17 protein-coding genes and 7 tRNA genes are annotated in these 19,012 nt (G+C 42.6%); 23 read left to right on the forward strand and 1 reads right to left on the reverse strand.

Features of this window, described 5'->3' with window-relative positions; translation table 11 throughout:
- Positions 1-6: 6 nt before the first annotated feature.
- The 12 genes from AC6H04_RS08275 to AC6H04_RS08330 all read left to right on the forward strand — a co-directional run bounded on the left by AC6H04_RS08275 (position 7) and on the right by AC6H04_RS08330 (position 6,882).
- Positions 7-79: transfer RNA gene (locus AC6H04_RS08275), tRNA-Asn, on the forward strand.
- A 22-nt stretch (positions 80-101) separates the two neighbouring features.
- Positions 102-174, forward strand: a tRNA-Thr gene (locus tag AC6H04_RS08280).
- A gap of 269 nt (positions 175-443) precedes the next feature.
- Entirely contained in the window at positions 444-758 is a 315-nt protein-coding gene (locus tag AC6H04_RS08285; protein WP_497571214.1) for a PTS sugar transporter subunit IIB, read from the forward strand.
- Between the two features lie 310 nt (positions 759-1,068).
- Positions 1,069-2,487, forward strand: coding sequence for a peptide MFS transporter (locus tag AC6H04_RS08290; protein WP_497571229.1), 1,419 nt, complete (start codon positions 1,069-1,071; stop codon positions 2,485-2,487).
- 66 nt (positions 2,488-2,553) lie between these two features.
- Complete coding sequence (locus AC6H04_RS08295; protein ID WP_497571215.1) at positions 2,554-3,378, forward strand: metallophosphoesterase; 825 nt, start codon at positions 2,554-2,556, stop codon at positions 3,376-3,378.
- A gap of 106 nt (positions 3,379-3,484) precedes the next feature.
- Positions 3,485-3,567 (forward strand) — tRNA-Tyr (locus tag AC6H04_RS08300).
- A gap of 9 nt (positions 3,568-3,576) precedes the next feature.
- A tRNA-Gln gene (locus AC6H04_RS08305) sits at positions 3,577-3,648 on the forward strand.
- Positions 3,649-3,720: 72 nt separating this feature from the next.
- Positions 3,721-3,803 (forward strand) — tRNA-Tyr (locus AC6H04_RS08310).
- Between the two features lie 9 nt (positions 3,804-3,812).
- Positions 3,813-3,884, forward strand: a tRNA-Gln gene (locus AC6H04_RS08315).
- Positions 3,885-4,064: 180 nt separating this feature from the next.
- A complete protein-coding gene (gene proC / locus AC6H04_RS08320) occupies positions 4,065-4,862 on the forward strand; it encodes a pyrroline-5-carboxylate reductase (protein WP_497571216.1) in 798 nt (265 codons plus the stop codon).
- A gap of 147 nt (positions 4,863-5,009) precedes the next feature.
- The gene (gene nagA / locus AC6H04_RS08325; protein WP_497571217.1) at positions 5,010-6,155 is read left to right on the forward strand and encodes an N-acetylglucosamine-6-phosphate deacetylase; all 1,146 of its coding nucleotides are present in this window, start codon (positions 5,010-5,012) and stop codon (positions 6,153-6,155) included.
- A gap of 25 nt (positions 6,156-6,180) precedes the next feature.
- Positions 6,181-6,882, forward strand: coding sequence for a GntR family transcriptional regulator (locus AC6H04_RS08330; protein ID WP_098825452.1), 702 nt, complete (start codon positions 6,181-6,183; stop codon positions 6,880-6,882).
- Between the two features lie 56 nt (positions 6,883-6,938).
- On the opposite strand, the gene AC6H04_RS08335 is transcribed toward AC6H04_RS08330, so the two are convergent.
- The gene (locus tag AC6H04_RS08335) at positions 6,939-7,673 is read right to left on the reverse strand and encodes a WecB/TagA/CpsF family glycosyltransferase (protein ID WP_497571218.1); all 735 of its coding nucleotides are present in this window, start codon (positions 7,671-7,673) and stop codon (positions 6,939-6,941) included.
- Positions 7,674-7,791: 118 nt separating this feature from the next.
- On the opposite strand from AC6H04_RS08335, the gene AC6H04_RS08340 reads away from it, so the two are divergent.
- The 11 genes from AC6H04_RS08340 to AC6H04_RS08390 all read left to right on the forward strand — a co-directional run bounded on the left by AC6H04_RS08340 (position 7,792) and on the right by AC6H04_RS08390 (position 18,979).
- Positions 7,792-9,264 carry a nicotinate phosphoribosyltransferase gene (locus AC6H04_RS08340; RefSeq protein WP_497571219.1) on the forward strand — a complete coding sequence of 491 codons (1,473 nt, stop codon included), beginning with the start codon at positions 7,792-7,794 and terminating at the stop codon, positions 9,262-9,264.
- A 12-nt stretch (positions 9,265-9,276) separates the two neighbouring features.
- Positions 9,277-10,101, forward strand: coding sequence for an NAD(+) synthase (gene nadE, locus AC6H04_RS08345; protein WP_497571220.1), 825 nt, complete (start codon positions 9,277-9,279; stop codon positions 10,099-10,101).
- A gap of 153 nt (positions 10,102-10,254) precedes the next feature.
- On the forward strand, positions 10,255-12,906 hold the full coding sequence (locus tag AC6H04_RS08350) for a cation-translocating P-type ATPase (RefSeq protein ID WP_497571221.1): 2,652 nt from the start codon (positions 10,255-10,257) through the stop codon (positions 12,904-12,906).
- A gap of 11 nt (positions 12,907-12,917) precedes the next feature.
- Positions 12,918-13,352 (forward strand): hypothetical protein, encoded by a 435-nt coding sequence (locus AC6H04_RS08355; protein ID WP_497571222.1) that lies wholly within the window; start codon positions 12,918-12,920, stop codon positions 13,350-13,352.
- A gap of 119 nt (positions 13,353-13,471) precedes the next feature.
- Complete coding sequence (locus AC6H04_RS08360; protein WP_497571223.1) at positions 13,472-15,637, forward strand: Tex family protein; 2,166 nt, start codon at positions 13,472-13,474, stop codon at positions 15,635-15,637.
- Entirely contained in the window at positions 15,630-16,091 is a 462-nt protein-coding gene (locus tag AC6H04_RS08365; protein ID WP_497571224.1) for a SprT family protein, read from the forward strand. Before AC6H04_RS08360 ends, AC6H04_RS08365 begins: the two co-directional genes overlap by 8 nt.
- 113 nt (positions 16,092-16,204) lie before the next feature.
- Entirely contained in the window at positions 16,205-17,086 is an 882-nt protein-coding gene (gene thrB / locus AC6H04_RS08370; protein ID WP_497571225.1) for a homoserine kinase, read from the forward strand.
- Positions 17,087-17,152: 66 nt separating this feature from the next.
- Positions 17,153-17,237 (forward strand) — tRNA-Leu (locus AC6H04_RS08375).
- A gap of 83 nt (positions 17,238-17,320) precedes the next feature.
- Positions 17,321-17,947, forward strand: a complete 627-nt coding sequence (locus tag AC6H04_RS08380; RefSeq protein ID WP_497571226.1) for an HAD family hydrolase — start codon at positions 17,321-17,323, stop codon at positions 17,945-17,947.
- 112 nt (positions 17,948-18,059) lie between these two features.
- Positions 18,060-18,470, forward strand: a complete 411-nt coding sequence (locus AC6H04_RS08385; RefSeq protein WP_497571227.1) for a PTS sugar transporter subunit IIA — start codon at positions 18,060-18,062, stop codon at positions 18,468-18,470.
- 5 nt (positions 18,471-18,475) lie between these two features.
- A complete protein-coding gene (locus tag AC6H04_RS08390; RefSeq protein WP_497571228.1) occupies positions 18,476-18,979 on the forward strand; it encodes a PTS sugar transporter subunit IIB in 504 nt (167 codons plus the stop codon).
- The last annotated feature ends 33 nt before the right edge of the window (positions 18,980-19,012 follow it).

The raw sequence follows: 19,012 nt of genomic DNA on the forward strand, positions 1-19,012 counted from the left end.
TATTATTCCGGCATAGCTCAGTTGGTAGAGCGCTTGACTGTTAATCAAGATGTCGACGGTTCGAGCCCGCCTGCCGGAGTCACAATTTAGTTTTTAGTAATGCCGGCTTAGCTCAGTTGGTAGAGCATCGGTATCGTAAACCGAGGGTCGGGGATTCGAATTCCTCAGCCGGCATCTATTCAACTGAGAGAAAGCACTGACGCGGACGCGTTGGTGCTTTTTTATTTGGCTTTAGACCTGGTTAGCACATTATCAGCAAAATAAAGCTATCAGGAAAAGCAAAATAACCATAAAAAGCCAACTTATACAATTGGTATAGATGTTAAAATGGCTAAATCAAAAGGAAAACAATAATAAATTTACTTGTGGTATACATTATTTGGTGGTAACCTATACACAATGAACGCGCTAATACATAACGCAAAATTTGGAGGTAAATCATTATGACAAGTGTACTAATTGTGTGTGCTAGTGGCATTACGAGTCAATTATTGCAAGAGACTGCGCAGCGATCTACCGAGGCCTACCATGCTGATATTACGTTTGAAGCGACAAGTATTGCGGCTGCTAAAAACGGTGATTTAAACACGGCAGATTTGGTACTTGTTGCACCACAAGTTGGATGTGATTATGCGGCATTGAAGAACGTTAACCCACGATTGAAAAAGATTCCTGATGACATCTATGCTTGGGTTAATGGTGAAAGCTTGGTTAAATTTGCGATGGCAGAATTAGATAAAAATAAAGTTATTGGTTAAAGATAAATCATAAATAAGGTATAAAAATGAACTTTTTTTATTAGACACATTTCTCGCAAAATCAATGCTAGCTAGTGCTTTATACCTTAAATGTCATTGCGTTGAATCCTTTTCTGGCGTATAATATCCTATATGTTTCAATTAGAATACTATGAGGAGCGGGGTTCCCGCTCCTTTAATCATCACTCCGGTAAATAAATGGTATTGCTCGAGTGAGAGATGTCTGGAGGGGCTTTAATTGGATAACCAAGGAAACAAGCAATTAGACCGCTCATTTTTCGGTCAGCCACGTGGATTATCTACGTTATTCATGACTGAAATGTGGGAACGGTTCAGTTACTATGGTATGAAAGCAATTCTGATTTACTATATGTATTTCTCAATTGCAAAGGGTGGCCTCGGCATGGACAAGGGGCTTGCTGCCTCTATCATGTCGATTTACGGGTCGTTAGTTTACTTATCTTCAGTACTTGGTGGCTTTTTAAGTGACCGTATCTGGGGTAGCCGTAAGACCGTGTTTTACGGTGGTGTTTTGATCATGTTTGGTCATATTTGTTTATCATTACCAGCTGGTAAAATCGCGTTATTTATTTCGATTTGCTTTATCACTATTGGTACTGGTTTACTGAAACCAAACGTTTCCGAAATGGTTGGTACGTTATATTCACCAGAAGATACTCGTCGTGATTCTGGCTTCACGATTTTTGTTTTCGGGATCAATTTAGGATCCTTGATCGCGCCAATCGTCGTGCCAGCTATGTGGACAGCATTTAACTTCCATGTTGGTTTCTCACTGGCAGCTATCGGGATGTTCTTTGGATTAGTTTCCTACTACTTTGGTGGTAAAAAATATTTGAGTGCAGATTCACTGTACCCAGATGATCCGCTGGAGCCCGGTGACGCTAAGAAATTATCATTCCGCGTCACTTTGGCTGCAATCGCCTTTATTTTAGTATTGTTGATCATGTACGTTTTCGGTGCATTTAATATTGCTAACTTCATCACTCTGTTAAGTATCATCGCGGTATTAACGCCAGTCGCTTATTTTGCAGTGATGTTGACTAGTAAGAAAGTTACGAAACAGGAGCGGTCTCGTGTTTGGGCGTACGTACCACTGTTCATTGCCGCTGCTATTTTCTGGGCAATTGAGGAACAAGGTTCTGTTGTTTTAGCTCTGTTTGCACAGGATCAAACTAACAACACGGTTCATCTCTTTAACTGGGTCATTCATATCAATCCAGCTAACTATCAATCATTGAATCCATTATTTATTTTGATTTACACACCGATTTTTGCCACAATGTGGACAAAATTAGGTAAGAAGCAGCCTTCATCGCCAAGCAAGTTTTCAATGGGGATGTTAGTCACTGGTTTATCATATTTATTGTTAGTTATTCCAGTGTCAATGTTCGGGGCTCATTCTTTAATCAGTCCATTGTGGCTCGTTGGTAGCTGGGCAATCGTGGAAATTGGTGAATTATTAATTTCACCAATTGGATTGTCAGTAACAACTAAGTTGGCGCCAAGAGCATTCCAGTCGTCAATGATGAGTATGTGGTTCCTAGCTGATTCAGCTGGGCAAGCTGTCAACTCACAAATCGTTAAGTTCTACACACCTTCAAACGAAATTGCCTACTTCAGCATTATTGGAATTGTATCTATTATTGCTGGTATCATTCTCTTCTTTATGATTAAGCCAATTAAACGCTTAATGGAAGGTGTTCTATAAACATGTCATTTCAAAGTTGTGTTACGATAATCTCGTAGCACAACTTTTTTTGTTAGGAGAGAAACGATGGTTAGAGTAGCGATGGTGAGTGATATTCACCTTGATATTAATAAAGTGAATGTTGACCAAGCTCTGAAACATCAAAGTGATTGGCTAAAAGAAAACCAAATAAGCATCTATTTGATTGCAGGGGATCTTTTTAACCATTTTAATCGTTCGTTGGCATTTGCTGAAGAATTGCAAAAAATGACACCTAGTACCACTATTCGATTTATCGCAGGAAATCATGATATGGTGAATGATATTAGCTATGAGGAACTTCAGAAGCCACTAGCCACGACTTATCTTCACCGTCAATATTTTGACGTGACGGGTACCGATTGGCGAATTATTGGCAATAATGGCTGGTATGACTATACGTTTTCTGCTGTTATGCATCGCCCTGATACTGATTTTTTACACTGGAAGCGTGCTTATTGGATTGATGGTGCCATTAAACAGCCTCTAAGCGATCCAGAAAGAATGACCAAGGAATTGCAGGTGATTGAGACTCAATTAAGACGGGCACAGCAAGCGCATAAGCGTGTGTTATTTATGACTCACTTTGTGCCACGAATTGAATATTTACGGATTACCTCTGACAATCGTTTTTGGAATATGGCTAACGCTATGTTAGGTAGCGCCCGCACTGGGAAGTTACTAACTAAATACCGCGTAGAATACGTTTTATTTGGTCACATGCATATCCATCCAATGCCACGGGAACTCGACGGGACTGTTTACTTCAATCAGGCAGTGGGCTATGGGACAGCCAGGAGACATGAATGGTTAACCGATGATTTTCAGTCTGAGTGGTTAAAACGAGTACGGGTGATTAATTTAATAGATTAGAAATGAATGAAATTCACTTTTTTATGAGAAATAACGATAAACCAGCTTGACGAGACTAACCGATTTTTGTTATTATAATTAAGTTGATTTGTAGCAAATCAATTATGGATGGGTAGCGAAGTCTGGCTAAACGCGGCGGACTGTAAATCCGCTCCTTCGGGTTCGGTGGTTCGAATCCACTCCCATCCATTTCTTTATTGGGCTATAGCCAAGTGGTAAGGCAACGGGTTTTGATCCCGTGATGCGCTGGTTCGAACCCAGCTAGCCCAATCAACCAATTTTGTGTTGACTGGATATACATTATGTTGTATAGTTATTGATGTTGTTTTTGTTTCTAATTACGGATGGGTAGCGAAGTCTGGCTAAACGCGGCGGACTGTAAATCCGCTCCTTCGGGTTCGGTGGTTCGAATCCACTCCCATCCATCTCTTTATTGGGCTATAGCCAAGTGGTAAGGCAACGGGTTTTGATCCCGTGATGCGCTGGTTCGAACCCAGCTAGCCCAATTATTTATCTGAACGTTCCCATCAGTCTTTTGGCTGGTGGGCTTTTTTTAAATTTTTGTTGAATGTGAATTGGAATGATGGCCATGATTAGATTGTAGAAAGACTGTGGCACAAGGTAATCTTTGATATAATGTATTTAATATCTTAACTGTAAAATCAAGACGTTTAGGAGTGATACTTATGAAAATAGGCTTCATTGGTGTCGGCGGTATGGCACAAGCGATTATAACGGGGTTGCTTAAGCAAACGAAACTTTCATCAGAAGATATTTTGGTTCATAGTGCGCATGCTTCAACTTATGAAAAAGTTGCCAAACAGACAGGTGTGGTAGCAAAAGCAAGTAACTCTGATGTTGCCAAGGATAGCGATTTCGTTGTGTTGGCCGTTACGCCTAACGTTGCCACTTCAGTGGTTCAGGAAATTCGCGATCAGCTTGACCCTAAAAACACAACGCTAATTTCCATCGTTGCGGGTTTATCACTAGAACGGCTGGAAGAATTAGCGGGTTACGACTTACCAATTTTGCGGACATTGCCTAACTTGAATGTTGCCATTGGCGCCGGAATGACGGCGATTCATGCTAACGAAAATTTGACTGGTGAAACAAAGGAAAAAGCAATTGGATTGTTTGATCAGATCGGGAGTACGGTGACTTTACCGGAAACTGATTTTGCGACTTTTTCAGCGTTAGCTGGTTCGAGTCCGGCTTACGTCTATTTCTTCATCGACAGTTTAAGTCGAGCTGGTGTCAAGCATGGTTTAACTAAAGCAGCTGCGACTAAAATTGCTGCACAGGCTGTGATGGGATCTGCAGAGATGGTGTTGAATTCTGATGAAAATCCCTTTGGGCTTATTGACCAAGTTTCATCACCAGGCGGTAGTACGGTGGCAGGTTTACTGGCTATGGAAGAAGCCGGTTTTATGACTGCTGTAGTTAAGGGTATTGATGCCACTATTGAGCGTAATAACGCTGAATAAGTCTTTTATGCTATATAGGGTTGTTGCTATGGTTAAGATGACTTCTGCAAACACCGATACAACAGGCTTGCAAAATGGTCTATACCAGTATATAATAAACCCGTAAACTTAATCGAGTAGATGAGAGTTGATTAGGAGGAAGAGTTTATGAGTATCGTGTTGAAACACGCGACAATTTATACTGGTGAAGATGTCATTACGGATGGTTATATTCGGTTCAACAAAACAATTGAGGCTGTTGGTCAGATGGTTGACTATCGTGCACAACCAGAAGATGAAGTTAAATTTGTCAATGGCAAAGTAATCGTTCCTGGTTTTATTGATGTCCACACTCATGGTGGGTATGGTTTCGATTCCATGGATGGTGATGCTGATCAGATCAACCAAATGGTTAATCACATGGTTAAAGAGGGAATCACAACCGTTTTCCCAACAACCATGACGCAGTCCAACGATAATATTGCTCACGCGATGACGGGTATTAAAGAAGCAGCTAAGGTCAATCCAGTCATTAAGGGAGTTCATCTTGAAGGACCTTTCATTGCCGCTATTTATAAAGGTGCTCAACCTGAAAAGTACATCAAGGATCCTGATGTTTCTCTCCTAGATCACTGGAACGAACTCTCAGGTGGGTTAGTTAAACTCATTACTTATGCACCTGAAGATGACGGTGCAAGGGTCTTTGAAGATTATTGTTTAGCTCATCATATTGTACCTTCAGTGGGGCACAGTAACGCCACACGGGCACAAATGTTAGCAAGCCGAGCGACTCATGTGACCCACTTGTATAACGCCCAGCGTGAATTTAAGCATCGTGAACCCGGTGTTACTGGTCATGCCATGCTTGAAGATAATATGTATGCTGAACTGATTTGTGACGGGTTCCACATCGTACCAGATATGATTAAACTTGCTTATGAACAAAAAGGACCACATCGCATTGAATTAGTGACTGATTCGATGCGTGCTAAAGGTATGCCTGAGGGCATTAGCGAACTTGGCGGTCAAAAAGTCATTGTTAAAGATAAGCAAGCCCGCCTTGAAACGGGTAACTTAGCTGGTTCTGTATTGCGTTACGATGATGCTTTTCGCAACGTGATTTCCTTTACTGGCTGCACAATTGAAGATGCGGTCCAAATGGCCTCTGTTAACCAGGCTGAAGAGTTTGGTCTAACTCAAAAAGGTAAACTTTTACCTGGGTTAGATGCCGACATGAACATTTTTGATCGCGCACTTAATTTACAAACAACCTACAGTTATGGCCGCGAATTTAACGCGGATCAAGCTGATTAGTTAGGTAAGAAAGGTCGTAAATTTTATGGGATCACCTGTATATATTCAAATTCATAATGAAATCAAGAAAGCAATTGAGGCCGGCAAGTGGTCTGTTGGTGATCGTATTCCATCAGAACGTGAGCTAGCCGTTCAATTCCATGTCAGCCGAATGACACTTCGACAAGCGATTCAAACGTTGGTTGAAGAGGGCATTTTGGAGCGCTTTGTTGGTTCCGGTACTTTCGTAGCTAATCAGAAAGTACAAGAAAAAATGTCAGGGGTCACTGGATTTACTGATCTAATGCTTGCCCAAGGTAAAAAGCCGTCTAGTAAGACTATTTCCTACCATGTGATGAGTCCGTCATTAAGTGAAAGTGAGAAGCTAAAGCTTAAGGATGATACACAGGTTTTACGAATGGAACGTGTCCGTTATGGCGATGATGTGCCAATCAGTTTTGAGGTAGCAACCATTCCATTAGAAATTGTGGAAGGACTCTCCAAGCAAGAGGTTTCTGAGTCTCTTTACCGAACTTTGGAAACCAAGAAGGGGTTAATTCCAGGCCATGCTAAACAAATGGTTTCGGCCTCATCTGCTTCAGAAAGAATTGCAGAATACTTGGATATCAAGCGTGGTGATGCTATCTTGCGGTTACGTCAAATTTCGTATTTACAAGACGGTCGACCATTCGAATATGTTAGGACTCAGTACGTGGGTGAACGATTCGAATTTGTGCTGGAAAAATAAAGAAGAACCTAGAAGCGATCTGTTGATCAACTCCTAGGTTCTTTTCGTACACGATTCTATTTGTTATTTCGGGCAGATTGTTTGACCGTTTTAAGGTACCGGGGCAGAACCATCATACGTTTTAAACGAGTTGGCTCAGTGAGCAGCCGGTAAAACCACTCGAGATGATGATTTTGGAAAAATTTAGGTGCTCGCTTAGTATGGCCGCTAAGAACGTCAAAACTACCCCCAACACCCATCCAGAGGCCGTTATTCTGATGACGATAATCGGCAATCAACTGTTCTTGCTTTGGAAAACCGACTGCTAGGAATACCATGTCTGGCTGAGTTTTGGCAATATCCTGAGCAATGGGGCCGAAATTATCGAAGTAGCCGTCGTGAATACCTACGATATCAAGCTTCGGGTAGCGGTTTGTGACAACCGTTTTTACATCAGTGATAACTTCAGGTTTTGCACCGATCAAATACACTGATTTATGGTGCTCATTTCCCCATTGTAGTAGGTCAAGCATCGTATCATAGCCAGTAATGCGTTCAGCCATTGGGGTGCCAAGAATAGCAGCTCCCTTTAAGATACCAATGCCATCCGGAGTGATATAGTCGGCATTATTTAGAATCTGCTGATAATTAGGATCATTTCTGGCATACATGACAATTTCTGGATTAGCCGTCACAACAAACGTATTTTCACGTTTATCGATACGTGATTCAATTGTGGTTAAGAAAGCTGCTTGGGTCGCATTGATAAAGGGAACGTTGAGAACACTGACTAGTGGGAATTCTTTTGACATAATAACCATCCATTCTAGAAATAATGTAAATCATCTCGGTTTAACTGACGATAATTCGGATTAATGATAGAATAGTTCTCATAACCAGAAATATCAAACACTTAAAGGAGTTACAACCATGGCAAAGCAGTATCCAGACGATAGCACAACGTTGCATACGGATGCGTATGAATTAAGCATGATTCAAACTTATTTTGAGGAAGGAATTCAAAATAAGCAAGCCATTTTCGAAGTTTACTTTCGTGACATGCCTTTTAAAAACGGTTTTGCCGTTTTTGCTGGATTGGAACACATCATCCATTATATCGAAAATTTACACTTTTCAAAAACAGATATCGAATACTTAAAAGAAGCAACTGATTATTCGCCTGAATTAATTCAGTATTTAACTGATTTCAAGTTTAAAGGGACAGTTCGTTCCGCTGCGGAAGGCGAGCTCGTTTACAGCAACGAACCAATGCTGCAAGTAGAAGGGCCATTGGCGGATTGTCAACTGATTGAAACAGCGGTATTAAATATTGTGAACTACCAGACACTCATTGCCACTAAAGCTGCTAGAATTCGTTCAGTTGCTGGTAACGACGGTATCATGGAATTTGGTTCACGGCGAGCACAGGAATTTGACGCCGCAATTTGGGGCACCCGTGCTGCATACATTGGTGGCTTTGATGCCACATCCAACGTTCGCGCTGGAAAGATATTTGGCATTCCACTTAGCGGGACTCATGCGCATTCACTGGTGCAAACCTACGGAAACGATTACGATGCTTTTCGTGCCTATGCAGAGACACACACAGACTGTGTGTTCTTAGTGGATACTTACGATACTATTAAGAGCGGGGTACCGAGCGCTATTCGAGTCGCTAATGAAATGGGAGATAAAATTAATTTCTTAGGTGTCCGGATTGATTCTGGCGACATGGCTTACCTTTCGAAGCGGGTGCGCGAACAATTAGATGAAGCCGGATATCCGGAAGCTAAGATTTATGCCTCTAACGACTTAGATGAAAAGACCATTATGTCGCTGAAGATGCAACGGGCTAAGATCGATGTTTGGGGAGTTGGTACAAAGTTAATCACTGCCTTTGATCAGCCCGCGCTAGGTGCCGTTTACAAAATGGTCTCTATTGAGCGAGACGGTAAGATGGAAGATACGATCAAGCTGTCTAACAATGTTGAGAAGGTTTCCACACCTGGACCTAAACAAGTCTGGCGGATCACCAAAAAGGACAGTGGTAAGTCTGAAGGGGATTACATTGCACTTTCTAGTGAAGACCCCCGGCAGCAAGATGAGTTGTACATGTTCCATCCTAATTACACCTACATCAATAAAACGGTCACTGACTTTGATGCCCGTCCAATCTTACAGACGATTTACGATAAAGGGCGATTAGTTTATCAGCAGCCAGAGTTGGTTGATATTAAGCGTCGTTGTTCAGAAAGTTTGGAAAATCTTTGGCCAGAATACAAACGGGATTTAAACCCACAAAAGTATCCAGTTGATCTGTCTCAAAAATTATGGGACAACAAGATGAATTTAATTAAAAAAGTTCACGAATATGTCAAAAAAATTGATTATGATAATAAGTAAGAGGATGAAGAGATGAGAGAATTACAGCAACAAATTATTTCCGCGTTAAAGGTACAACCGCAAATTGATCCAGAAACAGAAATTCGGCGCAGCGTTGATTTTTTAAAGGCTTACTTGCAAAAGACGGGGTTAAAGACGTTGGTGTTAGGCATTTCCGGCGGTCAAGATTCAACTTTAGCTGGTAAGTTATCAGAAATGGCAGCTACCGAACTGCGTGAAGAAACTCAGGATGACAGTTATCAATTTATTGCGGTTCGTTTGCCATATGGCACTCAAGCAGATGAGTCTGACGCAATGGATGCGATTGATTTTATGCAAGCTGATCGAGTTGACCGGGTCGATATCAAAGCTGCAACGGATGCAACAGTCGCTGCGGTTCAGGCAAATCAGGAGCAAATTTCTGATTTTAACAAGGGTAATATTAAAGCGCGTCAACGGATGATCGCTCAGTTTACCATTGCTGGTGCGAATCAGGGTGCCGTAGTGGGCACTGACCATGCCGCTGAAGCAGTAACGGGCTTTTACACTAAGTTTGGTGATGGTGCTGCTGATATCACGCCAATCTGGCGCTTAAACAAGCGTCAGGGTAAGCAACTTCTAGAAGTACTTCATGCACCCAAACACCTGTATACTAAGGTCCCTACAGCGGATCTTGAAGAGGAACGACCATCATTGCCCGACGAAGTGGCATTAGGTGTTCACTATGATGAGATTGATGATTATCTGGAAGGCAAACCCGTTTCGGATAAAGCAGCGGAAACGATTGAAAGCTGGTATTTAAAAACCCAGCATAAGCGTCACTTACCTGTGACAGTCTTCGATACTTTTTGGAAATAAACAACTTGTAACTGCGTGATACGATGAGGGAGTAATCGGCAGAATCTTCTGTGGCCAAACCGTCAGCAAGGGGCAACTAGCTCCCGGGAGGGCCTTAATCGATGAGACTTATAACGAAAATAACAGGTTTCATAAATGACAGGAGGATTTTAGATGAAGGACAGACCTTGGTACCAGCAGACAACGGATGAGTTGTTCTCAAATTTAGGGACACAAGAACAAGGACTTACAGAAGGTGCCGTTAAAGAACGGCGGGAAAAATATGGCGAAAATAAGTTAGCTGCCAAAAAGCAAACTACACTTCTGCAAAAATTTATTGCTCAGTTTAAAGATTTCATGATCATTGTATTGATTGTTGCTGCGCTGGTCGCCGGAGCAACTGGTGAAGTGGCTGATGCACTGATCATTTTTGCAGTCGTTATCTTAAACGCTGTTTTTGGTGTCTTTCAGGAATCAAAAGCGGAAGATGCCATCAATTCGTTACGTGAAATGGCTGCGCCAGTGGCACACGTGGAACGTCACGGACAAGTCATTACTGTCAAAAGTGATGAGCTGGTTCCCGGTGATATCGTGCACCTAGAGGCCGGCGATATTGTACCAGCTGATATTCGCTTATTGACAGCAAATGTGATGAAGGTCGAAGAAGCTGCCTTAACCGGAGAGTCCGTTCCGGTGAACAAAACCAGTGATGTGTTGGATGAAGATAATCTGGCGTTAGGTGACCGTGATAACATGGTCTACATGACAGCGAATATCACGACTGGTCGAGGAACAGGGATCGTTGTGGCCACCGGTATGCAGACCGAAGTAGGTCAAATTGCTGGCATGATCGAAGAAACTAAAGAGACGAAAACACCGTTACAAGAAAACCTGAATCAGTTAGGAAAATGGTTGACCATCTTAATTTTGGCAATCGCTGTGTTGGTTTTTGTGATTGGTATGGTACGTGGGGAAGAAACCCTGGTTAATATGCTGCTGACAGCCATTTCCTTGGCCGTAGCAGCGATTCCGGAGGGGATGCCAGCTATTGTGACGATCACCTTGGCGCTGGGCACACAACGGATGGCAAAGCGGCATGCGCTGATTCGTAAACTACCTGCCGTGGAAACACTTGGTAGTACAGATATTATTGCATCAGATAAAACCGGTACCCTGACCCAAAATAAGATGACGGTTGAACAGTTATATGAAAATGGTCAGCTGGTGGATGCTAAACAGCAGAAGGTGGATTTAACGGACCCACTGTCGTTAGCAATGATGTTAAACAACGATAGTAAATTTACCGATGACGGCCTTGCGGGCGATCCAACAGAGACGGCCTTGATTCAGTATTATTTGGACCAAGATGAGCCAGCTTCTGCAACTATTAGTAGCAATAAACGAATTGCTGAGATTCCCTTTGATTCTGAACGGAAATTAATGTCAACGTTTAATGAGGATCAGGATGGTAAGGTGACACAGTACACTAAAGGTGCACCGGATCAGTTGTTAAAACGAGTTGATCGCATATTGCTGGACGGTAAAGTTCGCAATATAACTGATACTGATAAACAACAGATCATGGCAACTAACCACCAGTTGGCAACTCAGGCTTTACGGGTTTTAGCCTTTGCCTATAACGATGTCGAAGCAGTGCCTACTGATTTAACCAGTGAGACTGCTGAACAGCATTTAATTTTCATCGGTTTAATCGCCATGATTGATCCTGAACGTCCGGAAGTGGCTCAAGCGGTTGTTGAAGCTCATGAAGCTGGGATTCGGCCAATCATGATTACTGGTGACCACCGAGATACTGCCACAGCCATTGCAAAGCGGTTAGGCATTTTTGTTGAAACTCAAGGTGATGATCAAGTAATTACCGGTGCCGAACTGGATAAACTTAGCGATGATCAGTTCAATCAAACGGTAGACCAGTATTCAGTCTACGCACGAGTCGCACCAGAACATAAGGTGCGAATCGTGAATGCTTGGCAAAAGCGTGGTAAAGTGGTGGCAATGACAGGTGATGGCGTGAACGATGCACCAGCATTGAAGGCTGCTGATATTGGTGTTGGTATGGGAATTACGGGTACGGAAGTTTCTAAGGGTGCCAGTGACATGGTATTGGCAGATGATAACTTCTCCACCATTGTGGTTGCGGTAGAAGAGGGACGTAAGGTCTTTGCTAACATTCAAAAAGCGCTGCAGTACCTCTTATCAGCAAACATTGGCGAAGTGCTGACCCTGTTTGTAATGACCTTGTTAGGTTGGCAAATTTTGGCTCCAGTGCAGATTCTATGGATTAACTTAGTGACGGATACTTTTCCAGCAATTGCCCTTGGTTTGGAACCAGCAGAACCTAATATCATGAAGCGCAAGCCAAGGGGACGGTCATCGAACTTCTTTTCTGGCGGCGTATTCGGCAATGTCATCTATCAAGGATTACTAGAAGGCTTGATCACACTTGGTGTCTATGGCCTTTCTATAAAGTTCCCGGTTCATGCCAGCACACAATTAGCTCATGCAGACGCGCTAACGATGGCGTTTGCGACTTTAGGAATGATTCAGTTGTTCCATGCTTTTAACTCTAAGTCGATTCACGACTCTATTTTTAAAGTTGGTTTGTTCAAGAACCGTTCTCTGAACTGGGCGATTTTGACGGCGTTCTTATTATTAGCGGTTACGATTGTTGTGCCAGGGTTTAATACCATTTTCCATTTGACTGAGTTGAATGGATTGCAGTGGGGAATTGTCTTTGGTGCTGGTATCTTGATGATTGTGATTGTTGAAATCGTTAAAGTAGTACAGCGACGGTTTGGAAAATAGGAGGAATTTTTATGAAGCCAAAAACGATGGCAAGTTATTTACCTGCTCTAAGTAAAGTTATTGAAGACACTGAAAAAACGGGATCGGAAATGAACCCGGATTTTGAGAAGTTGCGCCAAGCAATTGATGATGAAAAAGTTGCTGATTTAGGTACGGAAACACTAACGGCGATTAAAGCAACTTTTCAAAAGGGAACGGATGCTTACACCGAGAACTTGAATCGATTACAGCAGGCTTCAGTACCCGTTCGGATTCTAGGGAAGCACAAGCAACTAGTAGCTGCCTATCGGAACTATGCACAGGCTTGCCAAGCAATGGTTGATGCTATTGATCCTGATGATCAAAAGGTCAACGTTGAAGCTTTCAATGATTCTGAGCATGAACAAGAAAATATGATGGAAAAAATTACTTCAGCAGCGCAACGTATTATGTCACTGGTGATGTAAAAAAAGTTTGAAAATAGAGCGGGTAATCATCAGTGAGATGATTGCTTGCTCTATTTTTGTACGTAGGTAGGAGTGCCTGCATGGTATAATAAACACACTACACGTAAGGATGTTGAAGAATGGAAACTGAAACGTTAAAACTGATTAAACAGGCATTACCTGCCTATAAAAGTCACCAAATTGATGTGACGTTAGACTTATTAAACGATCATAATACGGTACCTTTTATTGCCCGCTACCGTAAAGAAATGACGGGAAATCTTGACGAAGTTGAAATTCGAGAGATTCAGGATGAAGCTAATCGCATCAGCAAGTTGCAGCAACGGAAGCAAGAAGTACTGAATCAAATTTCTGAACAAGAAAAATTAACTCCTAAACTGTCTGCTGCCATTAAAGCGGCTACTCAATTGCAGCAGGTCGAGGATTTGTATCTGCCTTACAAGCAAAAACGTCGAACCAAGGCCACAATCGCCAAGGATGCCGGCTTGTATCCACTGGCGCAGTGGGTACTGCAGTTTAAACGCGATCCTATTGAGCCGGTGGCAAAGAGGTATATTAACGATCAGGTACCGGATATTAGCAGTGTACTGGAAGGTGTTAATGAGATTCTGGCAGAAGCTATTGGTGAGCGAGCTGAATTTCGTGAATGGGTTCGGCGCTATACTCAACGAAACGGTATTCTGACCAGTAAATTAAAGCGTAATGGGCAGGAGAAGGATGAAGATCAGGTTTATAAAATCTACTATGATTTTCAATCAACTATCAAAAAGTTGAGTCCATACCAGACTTTGGCCATCAATCGTGGCGAAAAGGCAGGTGTATTGACCGTTAAGATCAACGTTGATGAACCAGCTATTGACCGCTATTTAAAATTTCAGTTGATTGGTCGTCATCAAGGCCCAGCCGTTGCCATCGTTGAAGCAGCCTATCAAGATGCCTATAAGCGCTTTATTGGCCCAGCCATTGAGCGAGAGTTGAGACGATTATTGACCGAAACTGCTCAGGCACACGCCATTCAGGTGTTCGGTAATAATCTGTATCACCTTTTGATGCAGGCACCCCTAAAAAAACACGTCGTTATGGGATTTGATCCGGCGTATAGAACTGGCTGTAAACTGGCTATTATGGATGGCAATGGGAAATACTTAGCTAAGCAGGTCATTTATCCGCATAAACCTGCTTCACCTACGAAACGGCAGCAAGCAATGCCAGCATTTATTAAATTATTGAATGATTACCAAGTTGATATGATTGCCATTGGTAATGGTACTGCAAGTCGGGAATCCGAACAGTTTGTGGCAGATGCCATTAAACAGATTGATCGAGATGTCAGGTATACGATTGTCAACGAGGCGGGCGCTTCAGTTTATTCAGCAAGTGCAGTCGCTCGGGCAGAATTTCCCGATTTTAATGTTGAAGAACGCTCCGCCGTTAGCATCGGTCGGCGACTCCAGGATCCGTTGGCTGAATTAGTGAAAATTGACCCTAAATCAATCGGTGTTGGTCAATATCAGCACGATGTTCCTGAAAGCGGCCTAGACGAGCAACTTGAACGTGTGATTGAAACAGCTGTTAATCAAGTTGGTGTTGACTTAAATCGCGCTAGTATTGAGTTATTAGAGCATATTTCAGGACTTTCAAAGCAAACGGCAAGCAATATCGTAGCTTATCGGGAAGAAAATGGCAGTTTTAACAGTCGTCCAGAACTGAAGAAAGTGCCACGTCTCGGACCTAAAGCTTACGAGCAGTCGGTTGGTTTTTTAAGAATCGTTAATGGCAAAAACGTGCTGGACAACACCGATATTCATCCAGAGAGTTATCCGATTGCCAAACGGGTGTTAACGCATTTAGGCTTAAAATTAAATCAGGTTGGTACGCCAGCGGTTGCTTCTGCACTGGAAAATAGTGATGCAAATACTTTAAGTGATCAGTTAGGTGTGGGCAAAGAGACGCTTCAGGATATTCTAAAAAGCTTACAGCAGCCAGGACGTGATCGGCGTGATGAGATGCCAGCACCGATTTTAAGGACCGACGTTTTGCAAATGAGTGATTTAAAGCCGGGTATGAAGTTGGAAGGCACCGTTAGAAACGTGGTGGATTTTGGTGTTTTTGTTGATATCGGCGTTAAACAAGATGGTTTAGTACACGTTTCACATCTGTCAAAATCCTATGTTAGCGATCCAACAACCGTTGCATCTGTGGGAGATATTGTAACTGTCTGGGTACTGGAAGTTGATGAACAACGACACCGGATTCAGCTAAGCATGGTGGCACCAGATGACTGATCAGGAATTGCAACAGCTAGTTGAACGAATTTCGCTTCAATCATTCGGAAAGCCATTTAGGCATCAAGCCGTTTTTAATCAACGTCTTAAAACAACGGGTGGCAGATATCATTTACAGGATCATCATATTGATATCAATCCGCGGATGCTGACGATGTTTGGTGAAGCTACGCTAGAAGGTGTCATCAAACATGAATTAGTCCATTATCATCTGCATATGGCTGGTCAATCTGGTCAACACCGTACTAAAGCATTCAAGCAGTTATTACAAGCTGTAGGTGGCTTGCGGTATGCGCCTCGTCAACCACGGCAGAGTAAACCCACTAGATACCTTGTTTATCGCTGTGAAAAGTGCGGGTTGCTCTACCAACGAAAACGGCAGATCAATACACAAAAATTTGTTTGCGGCAAGTGTCGTGGTAAATTGATTTTTCAAAAAAGTATCGTTCAGTAACTACAGGAAAATTAGTTTAACAGGATTGAAATTTAAATTGATGTCCTTGATAATAGTGAATGAAAACCGAGAGCGTGTTAACACGTTCCATGTCAGCATTGGAGGATGAGTTTATGGGTAAAATTGTGATTCGAGTACCAGCAACATCGGCTAATTTAGGACCAGGATTTGATTCTATTGGGGTTGCGCTGCATTTATACCTCACAGTGATTGTGGAAGAAAAAACCGAACAATGGCGGGTAAACCACGCTTTGGGCCCTGACGTACCAACGGATGATCAAAATTTAATCGTTCAATCTGCTTTGAAGGTGAATCCCAAACTTCAACCGCATCAACTGACGGTTATGTCTGATATTCCAGTGGCTCGGGGATTGGGAAGTTCTTCTACTGCAGTGGTCGCCGGAGTTAAAATTGCGAACGAATTAGGCAAAATGGATCTTTCGTTGGCTGATCAAGTGACGATTGCTGCCAAGATAGAAGGACATCCAGACAATGCTGCGCCAGCCTTATTGGGCGATGTGACCATTTCTGATTTTGATGGTGAAAGTGCAACCAGTGTTAAGCTGGCGATGCCAGAGGGGCTAAAGATGCTGGCATTCATCAAAAACCAGCCGTTATTGACTGCCGATAGTCGAAACGTTTTATCCGATCAGTTACCGCGTAAACAGGCAGTAATTGGCAGCAGTGTTGCAAATGTGATGGTGGCTGGCTTAGCCACTAAAAATTGGGAATTAGTTAGTCACATGATGGAACGTGATCAATTTCATGAAATTGCTCGGACAAAACTGGTTCCGGAATTACCTATGATTCGCGAAACTGCCCATCAGCTTGGCATCTATGGTACTTATCTAAGTGGTGCTGGGCCAACGATTGGGACCTTTGCTAAAGAACCGCAGCTGATCGTTTTACGCCAGAAATTAATGGATAAGGATGTTCGTGGAAGCTTGCGTATTTTTGATATTGATCGTCAAGGCGCAACGGTAAATGCGGAGTAAATATAACTATTTTACAAATAACCATTGAAAACAAGTTATAATTCTGGTATATTATTTCTTGTTGATGCGGCCATGGCGGAACTGGCAGACGCGCAAGATTAAGGATCTTGTCGGGGTTTTCCCGGTGGAGGTTCGAGTCCTCTTGGCCGCATACGTAAACTCGGAATGTTTGACCAGTTTTGGTTGAATATTCCGAGTTTTTTTGATTGAAAATTTTTTCGGAGGTTTTGGGTAATGAAAAACTTTATTTTTGACGTAGATGGTACCTTGCTTGATACTGAAGCGATGTACATGAAAGCACTAGACAAGGTCCTTCGTCAGCACCAAATTAAGCATCCGTACAGTGAGTTAGCACAGACGTTTGGAATTACTAGCCTTGATGCTTTAAAACACCTTAAAGTGCCCGCAGACTTGATTCAGCCAATCCTGAACGAATGGGCCCAGGCCATTCCTGAGTTTCAACCGCTAGTTCACGTCTATGACGGTATTGAGAAAATGTTGGCAGATTTGAAAGCACAGCCCACAACGCAACTGGCAATTATGACTTCCAAGCAGACATTTGAGTTTAAGCGGGACGTTACGCCACTTGGTTTAGACAAATATTTTAGCCAGTTTGTTTTCTTTGAAGATGCTAAAAGGGGCAAACCAGCGCCAGATCCGATTTTAGTGGCCATGGATCGACTGAATGCCAAGCCTGAAGAAACCATTTATATTGGCGATACTAAGTTTGATGGTCAAGCTGCTCATGCCGCTGGAATCAAATTTGGTTTAGTGGCCTGGGGAGATGGTCAGACATCAACTGTCGATGGTGCCGATTATACGTTTACTACTCCTGAGGAACTACTCGCCTTGGCGCACTAATTTGTAAATGCATCAGGGCATGAATTGGGTCAGTGTGCTATGATTAGACCAACTGCAGTAAGTTATGGATGTAGGAATTAATTTTTTTGTTTAATGATGAGGAGGCAATGTCGTGATTGCCATTGTGATTGCTAGCCACGGTAATTTTGCCAAGGGACTTTTACAGTCTGCAACGATGATTTTTGGGAAACAGACTAACGTTGCGACCGTGACTTTTGAGGAACAGGAAACGTCAGATGATTTGATCATCAAATTTCAAACCGCACTAAGTAAATTTGATTCGGCCGATGCCGTGTTATTTCTAGTTGATTTATGGGGTGGTTCGCCGTTTACGGTTGCCTCTCAATTTGTGAGTCGGCAACCTGAACAGATGGCGATGATCACGGGGGTTAACTTACCAATCGTGATGGATGCTTTTACCATTCGGGATCAACCGTTAGATAAAGTAGTTGACCATCTGGAAAAAAGCGGTCAGAAGGGTATTCGGTGTTTTGAACCGGAAACAGGTCACAAAGGGGCTTAAACACTATGACAATGGATATCAAGTTTGCACGTATTGGTAGTCGGCTGTTACCTAGTCAAGTTGCAAGCGACTGGGTGAAGGCCACCGCGACTAATCGAATTTTAGTTGTTTCAAACCGGGTGGCTCAAAATCATTTACGACAGACGCTGATTTTGCAGTCTGCGCCAGCAGGGATTGAAGCTAATGTGCTCACTTTAAAAAAGATGTTAGCCATTTATCAGGATTCGCGATTTAACGGTTTCCGGCCGATACTACTGACAGAAACCGCCAAAGATATGGCGAAGCTGGTAAAGGGTGGTATTGATTTGAGTGAGATTGGTATTAACCTAGGGATACTTGCTTATCAAGATGGCATGAAAATGCTGCTGGATAGTGTGGCTGTAGACAAAAATGAAGCCGAAGCATTGCGTTATTTAACCAATCATGCAAAGTTGAAAGTGGTCGTGCAACAAAAGCCTAATGATCAGCCAATAAACATCAAGCCATTTTTAGATAAATTGACCTTTTAAGAACTGAATGAGTTCCAAAAAACGCTATTCCCA

It is taken from the genome of Secundilactobacillus sp. MJ173, from assembly GCF_059704265.1.